A 15,036-nucleotide genomic window follows, 5' to 3' on the forward strand; every position below is an offset into this window, starting at 1 on the left:
CGGAATGGAGACAGGGACGCCTAGCCAGCAAGCATAGGGCATGCCGAAACGAAAAAGGCCGCTTGCGCGGCCTTTGAGTCGGCTACAGAAAATGTTCAGGCCAGCATGTCGGCCCAGATGTTCTTGGCCCAGCCCAGGGCGACCTTGCCTTCCAGCTCGTTGCGGGCGGCCGACACGCCACCGGCGCCCTTGACCGGCTGCACGGTCTTGGTTGCGGCGTCGTACTGATGGACGGACGACACGTGGATGACATTCTTCGAATCGACAAAGCTGTAGCAGGTGTTCATCACCACCGGCTCCGGATTCGGCTCCTGGCCGGACAGCAGATTCAGAATAGCGGCGGCGGCGAGCTTGCCATGCTGGTTGGCCATGTGCCCGGACTTGGGCATGGTCGGGGCCGGGAAGATGGCATCGCCGAGGACGTGGATGCCCGGCGTGCTGGTCGACTCCATGGACAGCCAGTTGATGTCCACCCACCGGTTGTTGATCAGCTTGATGCCCGACTTGGCCGCGATGTCGCCGGCGCGGTGCGGCGGAATGACATTGAGCACGTCGGCCTTGAACTTGTCGAACTCGAGGACGGCGGTATTGCTGCCGGCATCGACATCCTTGACCTCGCTGTTGTTGCGGTACTCGATGATGCCCGCGTACAGGTCGCTCCACGCCTTGGTGAACAGTCCTTTCTTGGACATCACGTCCTCGTTGGCGTCGAGGATGACGACCTTGGATTTCGGCTTGCTCCGCTTGAAGTAGTCGGCGACCAGGCAGGCGCGCTCGTAGGGTCCGGGCGGGCAGCGATAGGGCGCCTTGGGGATGGAGATGGCATAGACGCCGCCATCCTTCATGCTTTCCAGCTGCTTGCGCAGGGCAACGGTCTGGGCGCCGGCCTTCCAGGCGTGCAGGACCTTGTTCTGGGCTTCGGCGCCCTTGAGGCCGGGGATCTCGTCCCACATGAAATCGACGCCCGGCGACAGCACCAGACGGTCATAGCTCAGTGCGCTGCCACCCTTCAGGGCGATCGTTTTCTTCGCCGCATCGACCGCCACCACGTCATCCTGGATCACCCGCACGCCCCACTTGCTGCGCAGGCCCTCATAACTGACCGTGATGTCTTCCATCGTCTTCTGGCCGCCGATCACCAAGTTGGAGATCGGGCACGAGATGAAGGTCGGGTTGCGCTCGATCAGCGTCACCTGGACGCCGCCTTCGCTCCACATGCGCAGGTACTTGGCGACCGTCGCGCCGCCGTAGCCGCCGCCGACCACGACGACATGGCCGCTCGCCTTGCCGCCGCCGGCACAACCGTACAGCGAGGCCATCGCACCGGCCGCGGCGCCGACTTTCAGGAAATCACGTCTTTTCATCAGCATCATGGTGGTCTCCCTTATTTTTGTGCGGCGAAATAGGTGGCGATCAGGTCGAGCTGGGCCTCCGTATAGCCCTTGCTGATCTGATGCATGATCGAGGCGGGCTTGTCGCCGCTCCTGAAATCGGCCAGTTTCTGCAGCAGCTTGGCCTTCTCCATGCCGGCCAGGGCGTCCATGCCTGACCCTTTGACGGCCTGGCCGTTGGTGCCGTGGCAGTTGGCGCAGGTGGCGGCCAGATTGCGGCCGAGGTTGGCATCGGCGGCGTACGCCGTACCGGCGGTCGCCAGCAACAAGGCTGCGGCCAGGGGTGCGAACAGTTTCATCGGGATATCTCCTTCCTCGTGTGATTGTTTGTCATATAGCCGAAGCATTTTTATTCGCCGGAGGCAGCATCGTACAAAGCTTCGCGGGCTTTGACACGAAAAGCGTGCTGCATCGCAACAATATTAGCAGTTGACTATATAAGTATGCAGTTATACATTAATTCATGATGTAGATCAAAACGAGCGACATGGACGAAACTTTGCAGGTCTTCGAGCAGGTAGCGCATTACTTCGGATTGCTGGCCGATCCGACGCGTTTGCGCATCCTCTCCTGCCTGTGCGCCGAGGAGCGACCGGTGCACGAGGTCGTGGAAAAGATAGGCCTGACCCAGGCCAACATCTCGCGCCACCTGAACATCCTGTATCAGGCCGGCGTGGTCGGCCGGCGGCGGGAAGGCAGCACGGTCTATTACCGCGTCATTGATCCCAATTTCGTCGACATCTGCCGGACGGTCAGCATCACGGTGGCAAGCCGTGACCTGGGCGACGAGTTGGGTGTCAGCAAGTGATTTGCAGCAAAGACTCAAATATTGGAGGGGTGTTTCCACATGCGTGACTACACAAAACAACCGGGGCGCTTACGGCCCGCTCCGGAGAACTTCCTGGCGGAAGATCAGGTCCAGGCCGTCGCCGCCGGGCGCCGCGACTTTCTGCGCAAGAGCTTCCTGGCGGCCAGCGCCGCCATGGCGGCACCGCTTGCCGCCCGTGCCAACGAGGGAGATCCCAACATCTTGAATCTGCCGGCGTGGAGCACCTCGCTCGGCCAGCCGGTGGCGACCCATCCGTACGGCATGCCGTCGAAATTCGAGCACCAGCTGGTGCGCCGCGAATCGCCCGGCCTCGCTCGCGTCGGCGGCGCCTCGGTGTCGTTTGCGCCGCTGCAGGGCCTGTTCGGCATCATCACGCCGTCCGGCCTGCACTTCGAGCGCCATCACCAGGGCTGGCAGGATGTCGATCCGACCCGCCATCGCCTGATGATCAACGCATCCGACGACTCGCTGCTCAAGAAGTCCAAGGTCTACACCATGGACGAATTGATGCGCCTGCCCTCGGTATCGCGCATCCACTTCATCGAGTGTGGTGCCAACACCGGACTGGAATGGGGCAACGTCGCCGTACCCACCGTGCAATACACGCACGGCATGCTGTCCTGCTCGGAATTTACCGGCGTGCCACTGAAGACTTTGCTCGAAGACTGCGGCGTCGATTACAAGAAGGCGCGCTACGTGCTGGCCGAGGGTGCCGATGGCTCGTCGATGACGCGCACCATCCCGATGGAAATGGTCGAGTCCGGCGAAGTCTTCGTCGCCTACGGCCAGAACGGCGAAATGCTGCGTCCTGAAAACGGCTATCCGTTGCGCCTGGTGGTACCCGGCGTGCAGGGCGTGTCCTGGGTCAAATGGCTGCGCCGCATCGAAGTCGGCGACATGCCCTATGCCACCAAGGACGAGGCGGTGCATTACATCGACCTGCTGCCCAACGGCCTGCATCGCCAGTACAGCTCGATCCAGGAATGCAAGTCGGTGATCACCACCCCGTCCGGCGGCCAGACGCTGGTCGCCAAGGGTTTCTTCAACGTTTCCGGCCTGGCCTGGTCGGGCCGCGGCCGCATCAAGCAGGTCGACGTCTCCTTCGACGGCGGCCTCAACTGGCAAACCGCCCGCCTGGAAGGTCCGGTCCAGAACAAGGCGCTGACCCGCTTCAACATCAACTGGGTGTGGGACGGCAAGCCGGCCATCCTGCAATCGCGCGCCATGGACGAAACCGGCTACGTGCAGCCGAGCTATGGCCAGTTGCGCAAGGTACGCGGCACCAAGTCCATCTATCACAACAACTCGATCCAGTCCTGGAAGGTCGTCGAAAACGGGGAGGTCACCAATGTCCAGGTTCTGTAAAGCGCTTCTCGCCGCGACTCTTGGTTCGATCGTATTCAGCACGGCGGCGGCCTTCGACAATTTCAGCGGCGTCGGCCGCCAGGCCACCCCGGCCGAAGTGAAGGCCTGGGACATCGACGTCCGCCCCGACTTCAAGGGCCTGCCTAAGGGCAAGGGCAACGTCGAGCGCGGCAACGAGCTGTTCGAGGCCAAGTGCGCTTCGTGCCACGGCTCCTTCGGCGAGTCGAACGAGGTATTCACCCCGCTGGCTGGCGGCACGACCCAGGACGACATCAAGAACGGCCGCGTCCGCGGCCTGTCCTCCGGCGAACTGCCGCAGCGCACGACCTTCACCAAGGTGGCGACCATTTCGACGGTGTTCGATTACATCCAGCGCGCCATGCCATGGACGGCGCCCAAGTCGCTGCAACCGGACGAGGTGTACGCCATCCTCGCCTACCTGCTCAACCTGCAGGAAATCGTGCCGGCCGACTTCGAACTGTCCGACCGCAACATCGCCGATGTGCAGAAACTGCTCCCCAACCGCAACGGCATGACCACCGACCACGGCCTGTGGCCGGGTGCCGCAGCGAAAAAGGGCGGCATCGGCAACGGCGGCACACCTGACGTCAGGAACGTCGCCTGCATGAAGAACTGCAAGCCGGAAGTGCAGATCGGTTCGACCCTGCCCGAATACGCCCGCACCGCCCATGGTGAATTGGCTGACCAGAACCGCAACTTCGGCGCCGTGCGCGGCACCCGCACCCTCGGCCCGGAAGCCGCCAGGAAGGCAGCCGATGCCGGCACGCTGGAACTGGCCACCAAGAGCGGCTGCATGGCCTGCCACGGGATGAAGAGCAAGATCGTCGGCCCCGGCTACAGCGAGGTCTTGGCCCGCTATCAGGGCCAGCCCGATGCCGAGTCCCGCCTGATCGCCAAGGTCAAGGCCGGTGGCCGCGGTGTCTGGGGTTCGGTCCCGATGCCGCCCAACGGCCACATCAAGGACGACGACCTGAAGACCCTGGTCCGCTGGATTCTGGCCGGCGCCCAGTAATTCCCATTTCTAGAGAGGAGAAACCATGAACAACCAACGTCGCACCGTACTCAAATCCGTCTCCGGCGGCGCCCTGCTCGGCATGCTGGCTGCCGCCGGCATCATCACCCCGGAAATCGCCCTGGCCGACTGGAACAAATCCGCCTTCGACGCCAAGAGCATGGCCGACACGCTGAAAGCCCTCGGCGCCGGCACGCCAACCGACAGCAAGGACGTCCAGGTCACCGGCCCGGACATCGCCGAAAACGGCGCCGTGGTCCCGGTCGGCGTCGCTTCGTCGCTGCCCAACATCAGCATGGTCGCCATCCTGATCGAGAAGAACCCGAACGCCCTGGCCGCCACCTTCGTGCTGCCGGACAGCACCGAAGCCAACGTCCAGACCCGCGTCAAGATGGGCCAGACCTCGAACATCTACGCGCTGGTCAAGTCGGACGGCAAGTTCTTCATGGCCACAAAAGAGATCAAGGTCACTCTCGGCGGCTGCGGCGGCTGATCCAAACAAATTCAAGGAGCAAAACATGGGCAATCCGATGAAAATCCGCGCCGCCAACAAGGACGGCGTGACCGAAGTGAAGGTTCTGGTCAGCCACGAAATGGAAACCGGCCAGCGCAAGGATGCGGCCGGCGCCGTCGTGCCGGCCTGGTTCATTACCGAACTGGTCGCCAAGCATGGCGACAAGGTCGTGCTGAGCAGCGAGTTCGGGCCGTCCGTATCGAAGAACCCCTACCTCGCCTTCAAGTTCAAGGGCGGCGCCAAGGGCGACAAGATCACCGTCAGCTGGAAGGACAACAAGGGCGACACGCGCAGCGACGAAGCCGTCATCGGCTGATTGTCGCCTGTCTCGCGGCAGCGAAGCGGCGCAGACCGCCGCTGCCGAAAAATTTACCCCGTGGAGGAGTAATCCATGTCACACCGCTTCATCAAAGCGCTGGTGGGGGTGGCCGTGTTTGCCGCTTTCGCCGGCAACGCACCCGCCCAGGACAGCAAGGTGGCCGACGAACTGGCCAAGTACCGCGAGGCACTGGCTGACGGCAACCCGGCCGACCTGCTGGAAGTGAAGGGCGAAAGCCTGTGGTCGGAAAAACGCGGCCCGAAGAATGCCTCGCTCGAACAATGCGACATGGGCCTGGGCCCCGGCAAGCTGGACGGTGCCTACGCCCAGTTGCCGAAGTTCTTCAAGGACACCGGCAAGGTGATGGACGTCGAGTCCCGCCTGGTGCATTGCATGGTCACCCTGCAAGGCTACACGGCCGCGGAAGTGACGAAGAACTGGTATTCCAAACCTGGTACCGAATCCGACATCGAGTCCCTGGTCACCTACATCGGCGCCAAGTCCAACGGCCAGAAGATCAACGTGCCGGCCAGCCACCCGGAAGAGGCCAGGATGGCCAAAATGGGCGAGTACATCTTCTACCGCCGCTCCGGGCCACAGGATTTCTCCTGCGCCATTTGCCACGGCCAGGACGGCAAGCGCATCCGCCTGCAGGATCTCGGCAACCTGACGACCCAGGCCGGTGCCGGTGAAGCGATGAAAACCTGGCCCTCCTACCGCGTGTCGCAAGGTGCAGTGTGGACCATGCAGCGCCGCCTGATCGACTGCATGCGCCAGGCCCGCTGGCCCGAGCCGAACTATCTGGCCGATTCGATCATCGCGCTGGAAACCTACCTGCAAAAGACCGCGACCGGCACCGTGATGGAAACGCCGGGCATCAAGCGCTGAAAAGGGAGAACCGCATGAAACTGAATATCGCCCTTTTCGCCGCCCTCGGCCTCGCCCTGGCGGCTCCGGTATTCGCCCAAAAAACTGGCGAAGCGCCCGGCGGTAAATACGCCGGGGAAGCCGAACAGATCTTCCGCACCTCGTTCCGCGCCGACAATCCGAGCTACTGGATGAAGCGCTTGGAGCAGGACGAAACGATGAAGACCTGCCAGCAGTACCGCGACAACCCGCCGCGTCCAATCGGCCAGAGGCTGGAGAAGCTCAACGCTGCAACCATCCGCTACCCGGTGGACGGCAAGCTGGTCGGCGACTGGAAGGAAGGCGAGAAACTCGCCGCGGTCGGCAGCGGCGGCCACATCGGCTTCATCCAGCCCGACCCGGCCGGCCGCCTGCGCGGCGGCAACTGCTACGCCTGCCACCAACTGGCCAAGAAGGAAGTGGCCTACGGCACCATCGGCCCCAGCCTGCGCCACTTCGGCAAGATCCGCGGCAACTCGGACGACATCGTCAAGTACGCCTACGACAAGATCTACAACTCCAACGCCTTCACCGCCTGCACCAACATGCCGCGCTTCGGCCTGCACAGCTGGCTGGCACCGGAGCAGATCACGCACATCGTGGCTTTCCTGGTCGATCCGGAATCGCCGGTGAACAAGGACTAGTCGTTAGCAACGGCAACACATAAGGAACCCCTCATGAGTATGAACCGCCGCGAATTCCTGCAGGTCATGGCCGTTGCCGCCGCCGGCGGCATGTCGCTGCACAGCGAGCTGGCGCAGGCCGAAAAGGGTGCCGCCCGACTCTACGACCTGCCGCAATTCGGCAACGTCAGCCTGCTGCACATCACCGACTGCCACGCCCAGCTGCAACCCATCTATTTCCGCGAACCGAACGTCAATCTTGGTTTCGGCGACCAGTTCGGCAAGGTGCCGCATCTGGTCGGCGACCGGCTGCTCAAGCACTTCGGCTTCAAGCCGAATACCCTGGAGGCGCACGCCTACACCTGCCTGAATTTCGAGCAGGCCGCGCGGACCTACGGCAAGGTCGGCGGTTTTGCCCACCTGGCAACGCTGGTCAAGCGCATGAAGGCGACCCGCCCTGGTGCGCTGCTGCTCGACGGCGGCGACACCTGGCAAGGCTCCGGCACGGCGTTGTGGACCAATGCCCAGGACATGGTCGATGCCTGCAAGGCACTCGGCGTCAATATCATGACCCTGCACTGGGAATCGACGGTCGGCGAGGCGCGGCTCAAGGAAATCGAGGAAAAGGACTTCGCCGGCCACGTCGACATCGTCGCCCAGAACGTCAAGACCACCGACTTCGGCGACCCGGTGTTCAAGCCTTACGTGATGAAGAACATCAACGGCGTGCCGGTTGCCATCGTCGGCCAGGCTTTTCCCTATACGCCGATCGCCAATCCGCGCTGGCAGATTCCGAACTGGAGCTACGGCATCCAGGAAGACAACATGCAGAAGACCGTCGACGAGGCGCGCGCCGCCGGCGCCCAGGTCGTCGTCGTGCTGTCGCACAACGGCATGGACGTGGACCTCAAGATGGCCTCGCGCATCAAGGGCATCGACGCCATCCTCGGCGGCCACACCCATGACGGCATGCCGGCGCCGGTGGTGGTCAAGAACGGCGGCGGCCAGACCCTGGTCACCAACGCCGGCTCCAACGGCAAATACCTCGGCGTGCTCGATTTCGATGTCCGAAACGGCAGGATCGCCGATTTCCGCTACAAGCTGCTGCCCGTCTTCGCCAACCTGCTGCCGGCCGACCGCGACATGCAGGCGCTGATCGACAAGGCGCGCGCCCCCTACCTGTCGCAACTCAACGAAAAGCTGGCCGTCACCGAAGGCACGCTGTACCGGCGCGGCAATTTCAACGGCACCTTCGACCAGCTCATCCTCGACGCGCTGATGGCCGTCAAGGATGCCGAAATCGCCTTCTCGCCCGGCTTCCGCTGGGGTACCTCGCTGCTGCCCGGCCAGCCCATCCGGATGGAACACGTCCTCGACCAGACCGCCATCACCTATCCATGGACGACGGTCACCAATATGAGCGGCGAAACGATCAAGACCGTGCTCGAGGACGTCTGCGACAACCTGTTCAATCCCGACCCCTACTACCAGCAGGGCGGCGACATGGTACGTGTCGGCGGCCTGCAATGGACCTGCGACCCGACCGCCAAAATGGGCCAGCGCATCCAGAACATGATGCTCAAGGGCAGCCCCATCGACCCGGCCAAAACCTACAAGGTCGCCGGCTGGGCACCGGTGTCGGAAGAAGCCAAAAATGCCGGCGCGCCGATCTGGGAAGTCGTCGCCACTTACCTGCGCGACATAAAAACGGTGCGGCCGGTTAAACTCAATCTACCGACGCTGCGGGGGGCAGCGAACAATCCGGGGATCGCATCATGAACAAAAATCTGACCAGAAATTTGCTGGCCGCCGCCCTGATTGCGCTGTCGGCCGGCGCCTGGGCCGCCGACTGGGCACCGGGCACGACCGCCTGGGACAAGCTGCCGGAACTCAAGCGCAGCAAGCTCGGACTCTACCTGACACCGCAGCAGGCCTACGACATGAAGAAGGCCAACCCAAAGGGCGTCGCCCTGTTCGACGTCCGCACCCGGGCCGAAGCCATGTACGTCGGCTGGCCGGGGGATGCCGATGCACTGGTTCCCTACGTCGAACACGCCGAGATCATGGCCGAGTGGGACGACAAACGCTCGATGTACCAGCTGGAGCCCAACCTCGATTTCGTCCCCGAACTGGAGCGCCGGCTGCAGGCGATGGGCCTCGGCAAGGACGCCCCCATCATCCTGATCTGCCGCTCCGGCGACCGCAGCTCCAAGGCCGCCGACCGTCTGCAGATGTCGGGGTACAGCAAGGTTTACAGCATCGCCGAAGGCTTCGAGGGCGACGCGGTCAAGGAAGGCGCCAAGGCCGGTCAGCGCGCGGTCAATGGCTGGAAGAACAGCGGCCTGCCGTGGACCTACAAGCTGGACAAGGCCAAGATGTATTTCCCGCAGTAAGCGAAAGCGCAGGACAAAAAAGAAACCCCCGGCGTGTCCGGGGGTTTTTCCGGCTGCTGTGCGCTGGCCGCACCGGGCAATTATTCTTGTTCTACGACATCCCGGGCCGGCAAATGCGCCAGCCACTCCGAAAAGGGAATTTCGTGCACTTCAGGAACGCGCCGCTCAACCGTCTTGCGACGATCGCGCCAGCCATTGGGCGGCCCCACCTCTCTTTGGCGGCGATCCGTTCCCGAGCGCTTGTCGTTTTTTACAACCATTTTGAATTCCCAATCCTGCTTTTTTCCCTACACCTCTACCTTATCGGAAGGGCTGGAACGGGTCAGTGAAAAAACTCACAGGTGGCGTCAATACTCTGCCCACGCCGCTCACAGCAGCGTCTTGACCAGATAGCCGATCACCGCGCAGCCGGCAATCACATGAATCACGTTCGCCTTGAAGCGGAACAGCGCAATCGCCGCCCCCAGGGCGATGAGGGCTGACACCCATTCGAACGTACCGGCAAACCCCTTGGGCCACAGGACGTGATAACCGAAGAACAGGGCTAGATTCAGGATGACGCCGACCACCGCCGCGGTAATCGCGGTCAGCGGGGCGGTGAATTTCAGGTCATTGTGCGTCGTTTCGATAAACGGGCCGCCCATCAGGATGAAGACGAAGGAAGGCAGGAAGGTGAACCAGGTGACCAGCGTGGCGGCCACGGCGCCGGCAAGGAACAGGCTGTCCGGGCCGAACACCGCCTTGACGTAGCCGCCGACGAAACCGACGAAGGTGACGACCATGATGAGCGGCCCCGGCGTCGTTTCGCCCAGGGCCAGGCCGTCGATCATCTGGCTCGGCGTCAGCCAGCCATAGTGGCCGACCGCTCCCTGATACACGTAGGGCAGGACGGCGTAGGCGCCCCCGAAAGTGAGCAGGGCTGCCTTGGTGAAGAACCAGCCCATCTGGGTCAGCGTATGGTCCCAGCCGTAGCAGGCCGCCAGCAGGGCCATCGGCACCAGCCACAACAGGGCACCAAGAAGGGCCACCCTGGCGAGCTTCGTCCACCCGAACAGGGCGTAGTCAGGGGTCGGCGTATCGTCGTCGATCAGCGCCCGACCGAACGACTTGTCCGCCTTCCCATGCCCGCCTCCGGCCTTGAACCTGTCCGGCGCGATGCGGCCGCCGACATAGCCGATGGCGGCGGCCACGGCGACGATGGCCGGGAACGGCACATCGAGCGCGAAGATGGCGACGAAGGAGGCGGCGGCGATGGCCCATAACACGTTGTTCTTCAGGGCCCGCGAGCCGATACGGTGCGCCGCCTGGACGACGATGGCGGTGACCGCCGGCTTGATGCCGTAGAACAGCCCGGCGACCAGGGGCATTTCGCCGTAGGCGATATAGACCCACGACAGGCCGATCAGTATGAACAGGGAGGGCAGCACGAACAGCCCCCCGGCCACGATGCCGCCCCGGGTCCGGTGCATCAGCCAGCCGATGTAGGTCGCCAGTTGCTGCGCTTCCGGGCCGGGCAGCACCATGCAGTAGTTCAGGGCGTGCAGGAAGCGCCGCTCGGAAATCCAGCGCCGGCGTTCCACCAGCTCCTGGTGCATGATGGCGATCTGCCCCGCCGGGCCGCCGAAGCTGATGAATCCGAGCTTCAGCCAGAACAGGACAGCCTGCCCGAAGCTGACGGCGGCCGGCGGGCTGTCGACGGTTTCTGGGGAAGCGGTCTGGGTCGTATTCGGGGTCATTGTCGGGGGATTCTGGAACAGTGCATCGACAGCCTTTTTACCATCATCCGCCAGATTTGGTTGCTGCCTGCCGCTGAGCGCGATGACGCCGGCAGGAGTGCCTCGCCCCCGATCCAGGCTTCAACGCCTGTTCTGCCGATGGCCGGCCAGTCTGCCAGTCTTGCGGCGTGCAGGCCAGGAGACAGGGTAGCGCTACCGAATGTCACAAGCGGCGTAGCTGTTCCGTCTACAGAAGGTGTTTAATAAAGTTTCCGCCCCCGGACGCCCCCCGCCATCATGACAACTCTCACCGCCCGCGCCCACCGCTACGATCGTGAACATGCGCGCAGTCTGCGTGCGCTGGCCTACCGCATGCTCGGCTCACGCGCCGAGGCCGAAGACATCGTGCAGGAGGCCTGGCTGCGCTGGGCCGAGGTGGATGAAAGCAGCGTCCTGCATGCCGGCGCCTATCTGTCGCGCTTGGTCACCAACCTGTGCCTGGACAAGCTCGGCTCGGCCGCCGCGAAACGCGAGCATTACGTCGGCGTCTGGCTGCCCGAGCCGCTACTGGACGACGAGGCCGGCTGGTCGCCCGGTCCGGAAATGCAGGCCGAATTCGCCCAGGACGTCTCCGTCGCCTTCATGCTGGCGCTGGAACGGCTGTCGCCACTGGAGCGCGCGGCCTTCCTCCTGTACGAGGTATTCGAGGTAGACTTCGACGAGATCGGGCAGCGCCTGGAGCGCAGCCCGGCTGCCTGCCGCCAGTTGGCCAGCCGCGCGCGCAGCCATGTCAAAGCCGACTACGCGCGCCGCGAAGTGGATCAGCAGGAAGGCGAGCGCCTGTTCGGCGCCTTCTGCGATGCGGTGCGCACTTTCGACGTGGACGCCCTGGCCAGGGTGCTGACGGCGGATGCCGTAATGCTCGCCGACGGCGGCGGCAAGGTCAGCGCGGTACCGCGCCCGCTGCACGGCGGCGCCCTGATCGCCAAGACCTTCATCGGCTTCGCCCGGCTGCCGACCAGCCGCGCCTGGCGCCTGGAGCCTGCGCGCATCAATGGACTACCGGGTTGCCTGATCATCGACGATGCGACCGGCCAGTTAGTGCAGACCATCGTGCTGGCGCCCTCGACCACCGAAGCGGGCCGCATCGGCGCCCTCTACATCCAGCGCAACCCCGACAAGCTGAAGGGCGTGCTGGCCGCCCTGGGCCGCCGCACCGCTGGCTGAAGAAGGGCAGCGAACGCAAGGGAAGACCGCAATTTTTCGGCGGCGATGTCACAAGCTGCGAGTCCGGATCGTCTTGAGGGTGTGACACCCGCAATGGGTCACCCCTCCCGTCATTCAAAGGAACGATCATGAGCCATACCCCCTCCCGCCTGAACTACATGCAGCAGTCGCCCGACCTGTTCAAGAAGCTGGTCGACCTCAGCATGGCCATCGCCGCCAGCGGCATCGAGCCGGAACTCTCCAGCCTCGTCGACATCCGCGCCTCGCAGTTGAACGGCTGCGCCTTCTGCCTGGACATGCACGTCAAGGAAGCCAAGCTGCACGGCGAACGCGAGTTGCGCCTGCACCACGTCGCGATCTGGCGCGAATCGCCCTGTTCACCTCCAAGGAACGCGCCGCGCTGGCTTTCACCGAGGCGCTGACCCAGATCGCGCCGACCGGCATCTCCGACCAACTCTATGCCGAGGTGCGCGAGCAGTTCAGCGAAAAGGAACTGTCGACGCTGACCTTCCGCGTGATGACCATCAACGCCTGGAACCGCGCCAACGTCGCTTTCCGCACCCCGCCCGGCGCGCACGACAAGGCCTTCGGTCTCGACAAGGCCGGGCTGTCCTGAGCGGACGAATGGGCGGCTCGGGCCGTGCATCCGGCCGCCTGTTGTTGACTCAGGGCACTCAGATGAGTGACGACACCAGATTGAACTGATTGATCGCCACCAGATTCTGCAGCGGGCTGGCGCCGCCACTGCCGACGGATTGCAGGGAATCGAGCAGGAGCAGACCGGCAAAATCAAGCCCCCCGGCACTGTTGGCCAGCAGGCCGCTATCGCCGAAGGATTGCTGGAAGACGCTCAGCCCCGCGATGACGCCGAGGGTATCGACGCTGCCTTGTGCCTGGGCGACGGTACTTCCCGCCGCCTCGCCGAGGGCTTGGGCGGCTTGGTCCAGCAAGGAGAAAGCACCGGCCGGATCGGCTGCGAAGGCCGATTTCAACGTATCGAGATCGATCGACAGGGTGCTCGTTCCAAACGCTGACGTTTGCGCCGTGATGCCTAGCTGCGACAGCCGCGTCAGGGAAGATTCACCGTTGTCGAAGCTGCCCTCGCCGATGCGGGCCAGCTCCTGAACGAAGGCGGTGGCCTGTCCGCTGCTGGCGAGGATGCCGTTGCCGGACAGGTTCTGCTGCACCCCGTTCACCGCATCCACCAGGAACTGCGCTTCGGCCGCCAAACTCGCTTCGTCGTTGCCGAAATTCTGGCCAATGCCACTGGCCGATGCTCCCGGCCGCAAGGCCGTCACCTGATCCTGGAAGAAGGATGCCGCCGACAGCAACTGACTGGTAGCCGATAAGGACAGAACGCTCGAACTCTGGCCGAACAGCCCCAACGCCGGTTGCGGCAGGGCCAGGGAATTCACCAAGCCGACACCACCTACGGCTTGGCTATTGAACAAGCCGGATGTTGCAAAACCGCTCGTCACACTGCGAATGGGATCCATGAATCCGCTCCCCGCCATCTCGAGCCAAAGGCTCGATGGCATGCTTACCGAGATTGGAGCCGTTTTCCGCCGCTTAGTTTCGGTGGCGGGTTACCGGGAAGGCAACCTGAAGTAGTGGTTCATTCGAAGACTGCATACAAGACAAGCCCATCTTCGCGTTTGTCACTCCTCACACCATGGGAATGATCGTAGCCAAGAAACCTTCAGCTCATTGCGGGTGAGTAGCAATCTTATCGCCTGGCAACATTTCCCACAGTCCGTTCATGGTCAGCGGATTGCTGTCGCGGATGGACGGGTCGGTGCTGGTGGTTCGCATGTCCGAGCGGATAGGCCCCTCCGCGCCGACAGAAAGTTGCGGCAATCCGGGCCGTGCTTGCGGAATCGTTCCATCGACGACCCGACCGGAAACTCCGGAACTCGATGAATTGATATCCCTGGTGTCGGGTCCAGCACTGACTTGTCCGACGACAACGGGTGCGATGGCTGCAAACGCGAGAACCAACATGCGGCGGCCGGATGTCAGGGGCAGAAAGTTTTTCATGGGAATCTCCTTAACTTGTGATTCACAGAACCGTTCCAATCTGCGGAAAAGCAAAACGTCTCGGCATTTTCCACCGATGTTCAATTCAGACCAAAGGCAATTGCGAATGGTTCCCATTGGCAGCATGCACAAGTGGAAACTGGCATCGCGAGAAGGGAGATATCCGTGCGGGGTTCCAACTGCGAAATCCCGACTGAGTTGAGCGCTGATCTCATTGCGTCGGACCGCGCAATATTGGCGCGTTGATTGGGTACTATCAGGCGGAGTCCGGCCAAGAAGAGCCATTCGATACAAAATCTTGAATGAGCGGTTCAGGCTGTCACCGGACAGTCAGCCCCCGCTGCCATTAATGCCACCTAACCTACTTTCGACACTCAATTTATGTCTTACGAATTACCGCAACGTTACCAAAGGGGTACTGTAGCGGCTATGCTGGATAGATCGCTGTCGGGTCCAAGGTCGGTCCGACGACTTGATCGGTGACAATTCAACGATTCTGCATGGAGGAGCCCAAAGGGATCGGTGTCGGCGGTGCCGGATGTAACGTCATAGACTCTGCAATGCAGAAAGGTACCAGCAAGATCGACGATTTGATAAAACACATTTGATCGTCCAAACGTTTCAATAGTGAATGCCTCCAACTTTGAGGCATTTTTGTTTCAGCCTTTTCGCAAATCACCGCTC

The 15,036-nt window shown here is 62.8% G+C and carries 19 protein-coding genes; 12 read left to right on the top strand and 7 right to left on the bottom strand.

Annotation, left to right across the window (positions count from 1 at the left end):
• Positions 1–95: 95 nt before the first annotated feature.
• Together LZ012_RS16410 and LZ012_RS16415 are read right to left on the bottom strand one after the other, a co-directional pair.
• Positions 96–1,373: an FCSD flavin-binding domain-containing protein gene (locus LZ012_RS16410; protein ID WP_275711960.1), complete on the bottom strand. Its 1,278-nt coding sequence runs from the start codon at positions 1,371–1,373 to the stop codon at positions 96–98.
• An 11-nt stretch (positions 1,374–1,384) separates the two neighbouring features.
• Entirely contained in the window at positions 1,385–1,690 is a 306-nt protein-coding gene (locus LZ012_RS16415; protein WP_275711961.1) for a c-type cytochrome, read from the bottom strand.
• Positions 1,691–1,878: 188 nt separating this feature from the next.
• Here LZ012_RS16415 and LZ012_RS16420 point away from each other — a divergent pair, with 188 nt between their 5' ends.
• The 9 genes from LZ012_RS16420 to LZ012_RS16460 all read left to right on the top strand — a co-directional run bounded on the left by LZ012_RS16420 (position 1,879) and on the right by LZ012_RS16460 (position 9,373).
• Positions 1,879–2,199 carry an ArsR/SmtB family transcription factor gene (locus LZ012_RS16420; protein ID WP_275711962.1) on the top strand — a complete coding sequence of 107 codons (321 nt, stop codon included), beginning with the start codon at positions 1,879–1,881 and terminating at the stop codon, positions 2,197–2,199.
• 39 nt (positions 2,200–2,238) lie between these two features.
• Positions 2,239–3,585 carry a sulfite dehydrogenase gene (soxC, locus tag LZ012_RS16425; protein WP_275711963.1) on the top strand — a complete coding sequence of 449 codons (1,347 nt, stop codon included), beginning with the start codon at positions 2,239–2,241 and terminating at the stop codon, positions 3,583–3,585.
• The gene (locus LZ012_RS16430) at positions 3,569–4,618 is read left to right on the top strand and encodes a c-type cytochrome (RefSeq protein WP_275711964.1); all 1,050 of its coding nucleotides are present in this window, start codon (positions 3,569–3,571) and stop codon (positions 4,616–4,618) included. The genes soxC and LZ012_RS16430 overlap by 17 nt, the downstream gene beginning before the upstream one ends.
• A gap of 25 nt (positions 4,619–4,643) precedes the next feature.
• Positions 4,644–5,111, top strand: a complete 468-nt coding sequence (gene soxY, locus LZ012_RS16435; RefSeq protein WP_275711965.1) for a thiosulfate oxidation carrier protein SoxY — start codon at positions 4,644–4,646, stop codon at positions 5,109–5,111.
• Between the two features lie 25 nt (positions 5,112–5,136).
• Positions 5,137–5,448: a thiosulfate oxidation carrier complex protein SoxZ gene (gene soxZ / locus LZ012_RS16440; RefSeq protein ID WP_275711966.1), complete on the top strand. Its 312-nt coding sequence runs from the start codon at positions 5,137–5,139 to the stop codon at positions 5,446–5,448.
• 75 nt (positions 5,449–5,523) lie between these two features.
• On the top strand, positions 5,524–6,339 hold the full coding sequence (gene soxA, locus LZ012_RS16445; protein WP_275711967.1) for a sulfur oxidation c-type cytochrome SoxA: 816 nt from the start codon (positions 5,524–5,526) through the stop codon (positions 6,337–6,339).
• Between the two features lie 14 nt (positions 6,340–6,353).
• Positions 6,354–7,001 (top strand): sulfur oxidation c-type cytochrome SoxX, encoded by a 648-nt coding sequence (gene soxX / locus LZ012_RS16450; protein WP_275711968.1) that lies wholly within the window; start codon positions 6,354–6,356, stop codon positions 6,999–7,001.
• Positions 7,002–7,034: 33 nt separating this feature from the next.
• Positions 7,035–8,759, top strand: a complete 1,725-nt coding sequence (gene soxB / locus LZ012_RS16455) for a thiosulfohydrolase SoxB (protein ID WP_275711969.1) — start codon at positions 7,035–7,037, stop codon at positions 8,757–8,759.
• A complete protein-coding gene (locus tag LZ012_RS16460) occupies positions 8,756–9,373 on the top strand; it encodes a rhodanese-like domain-containing protein (RefSeq protein ID WP_275711970.1) in 618 nt (205 codons plus the stop codon). Before soxB ends, LZ012_RS16460 begins: the two co-directional genes overlap by 4 nt.
• A gap of 80 nt (positions 9,374–9,453) precedes the next feature.
• On the opposite strand, the gene LZ012_RS16465 is transcribed toward LZ012_RS16460, so the two are convergent.
• Entirely contained in the window at positions 9,454–9,633 is a 180-nt protein-coding gene (locus LZ012_RS16465) for a hypothetical protein (RefSeq protein WP_275711971.1), read from the bottom strand.
• A 108-nt stretch (positions 9,634–9,741) separates the two neighbouring features.
• Positions 9,742–11,109: a chromate efflux transporter gene (gene chrA / locus LZ012_RS16470; RefSeq protein ID WP_275711972.1), complete on the bottom strand. Its 1,368-nt coding sequence runs from the start codon at positions 11,107–11,109 to the stop codon at positions 9,742–9,744.
• Positions 11,110–11,385: 276 nt separating this feature from the next.
• Here chrA and sigJ point away from each other — a divergent pair, with 276 nt between their 5' ends.
• From sigJ to LZ012_RS16485, 3 genes are all read left to right on the top strand, one after another.
• Complete coding sequence (sigJ, locus tag LZ012_RS16475; protein WP_275711973.1) at positions 11,386–12,315, top strand: RNA polymerase sigma factor SigJ; 930 nt, start codon at positions 11,386–11,388, stop codon at positions 12,313–12,315.
• A gap of 128 nt (positions 12,316–12,443) precedes the next feature.
• Positions 12,444–12,737, top strand: a complete 294-nt coding sequence (locus LZ012_RS16480) for a carboxymuconolactone decarboxylase family protein (RefSeq protein ID WP_275711974.1) — start codon at positions 12,444–12,446, stop codon at positions 12,735–12,737.
• A gap of 44 nt (positions 12,738–12,781) precedes the next feature.
• Entirely contained in the window at positions 12,782–12,931 is a 150-nt protein-coding gene (locus LZ012_RS16485) for a carboxymuconolactone decarboxylase family protein (protein WP_275711975.1), read from the top strand.
• Positions 12,932–12,989: 58 nt separating this feature from the next.
• Here LZ012_RS16485 and LZ012_RS16490 read toward each other — a convergent pair whose 3' ends face one another.
• The 3 genes from LZ012_RS16490 to LZ012_RS16500 form a co-directional block, all read right to left on the bottom strand.
• Complete coding sequence (locus LZ012_RS16490; protein WP_275711976.1) at positions 12,990–13,730, bottom strand: hypothetical protein; 741 nt, start codon at positions 13,728–13,730, stop codon at positions 12,990–12,992.
• 289 nt (positions 13,731–14,019) lie between these two features.
• Positions 14,020–14,352 carry a hypothetical protein gene (locus LZ012_RS16495; RefSeq protein ID WP_275711977.1) on the bottom strand — a complete coding sequence of 111 codons (333 nt, stop codon included), beginning with the start codon at positions 14,350–14,352 and terminating at the stop codon, positions 14,020–14,022.
• Between the two features lie 487 nt (positions 14,353–14,839).
• Positions 14,840–15,036: hypothetical protein (locus LZ012_RS16500; protein WP_275711978.1), on the bottom strand; the 197-nt coding region annotated here is incomplete at its 5' end.

The organism is Dechloromonas hankyongensis (genome assembly GCF_022012295.1).
In the GTDB taxonomy this organism is placed as follows: Bacteria; Pseudomonadota; Gammaproteobacteria; order Burkholderiales; family Rhodocyclaceae; genus Azonexus; species Azonexus hankyongensis.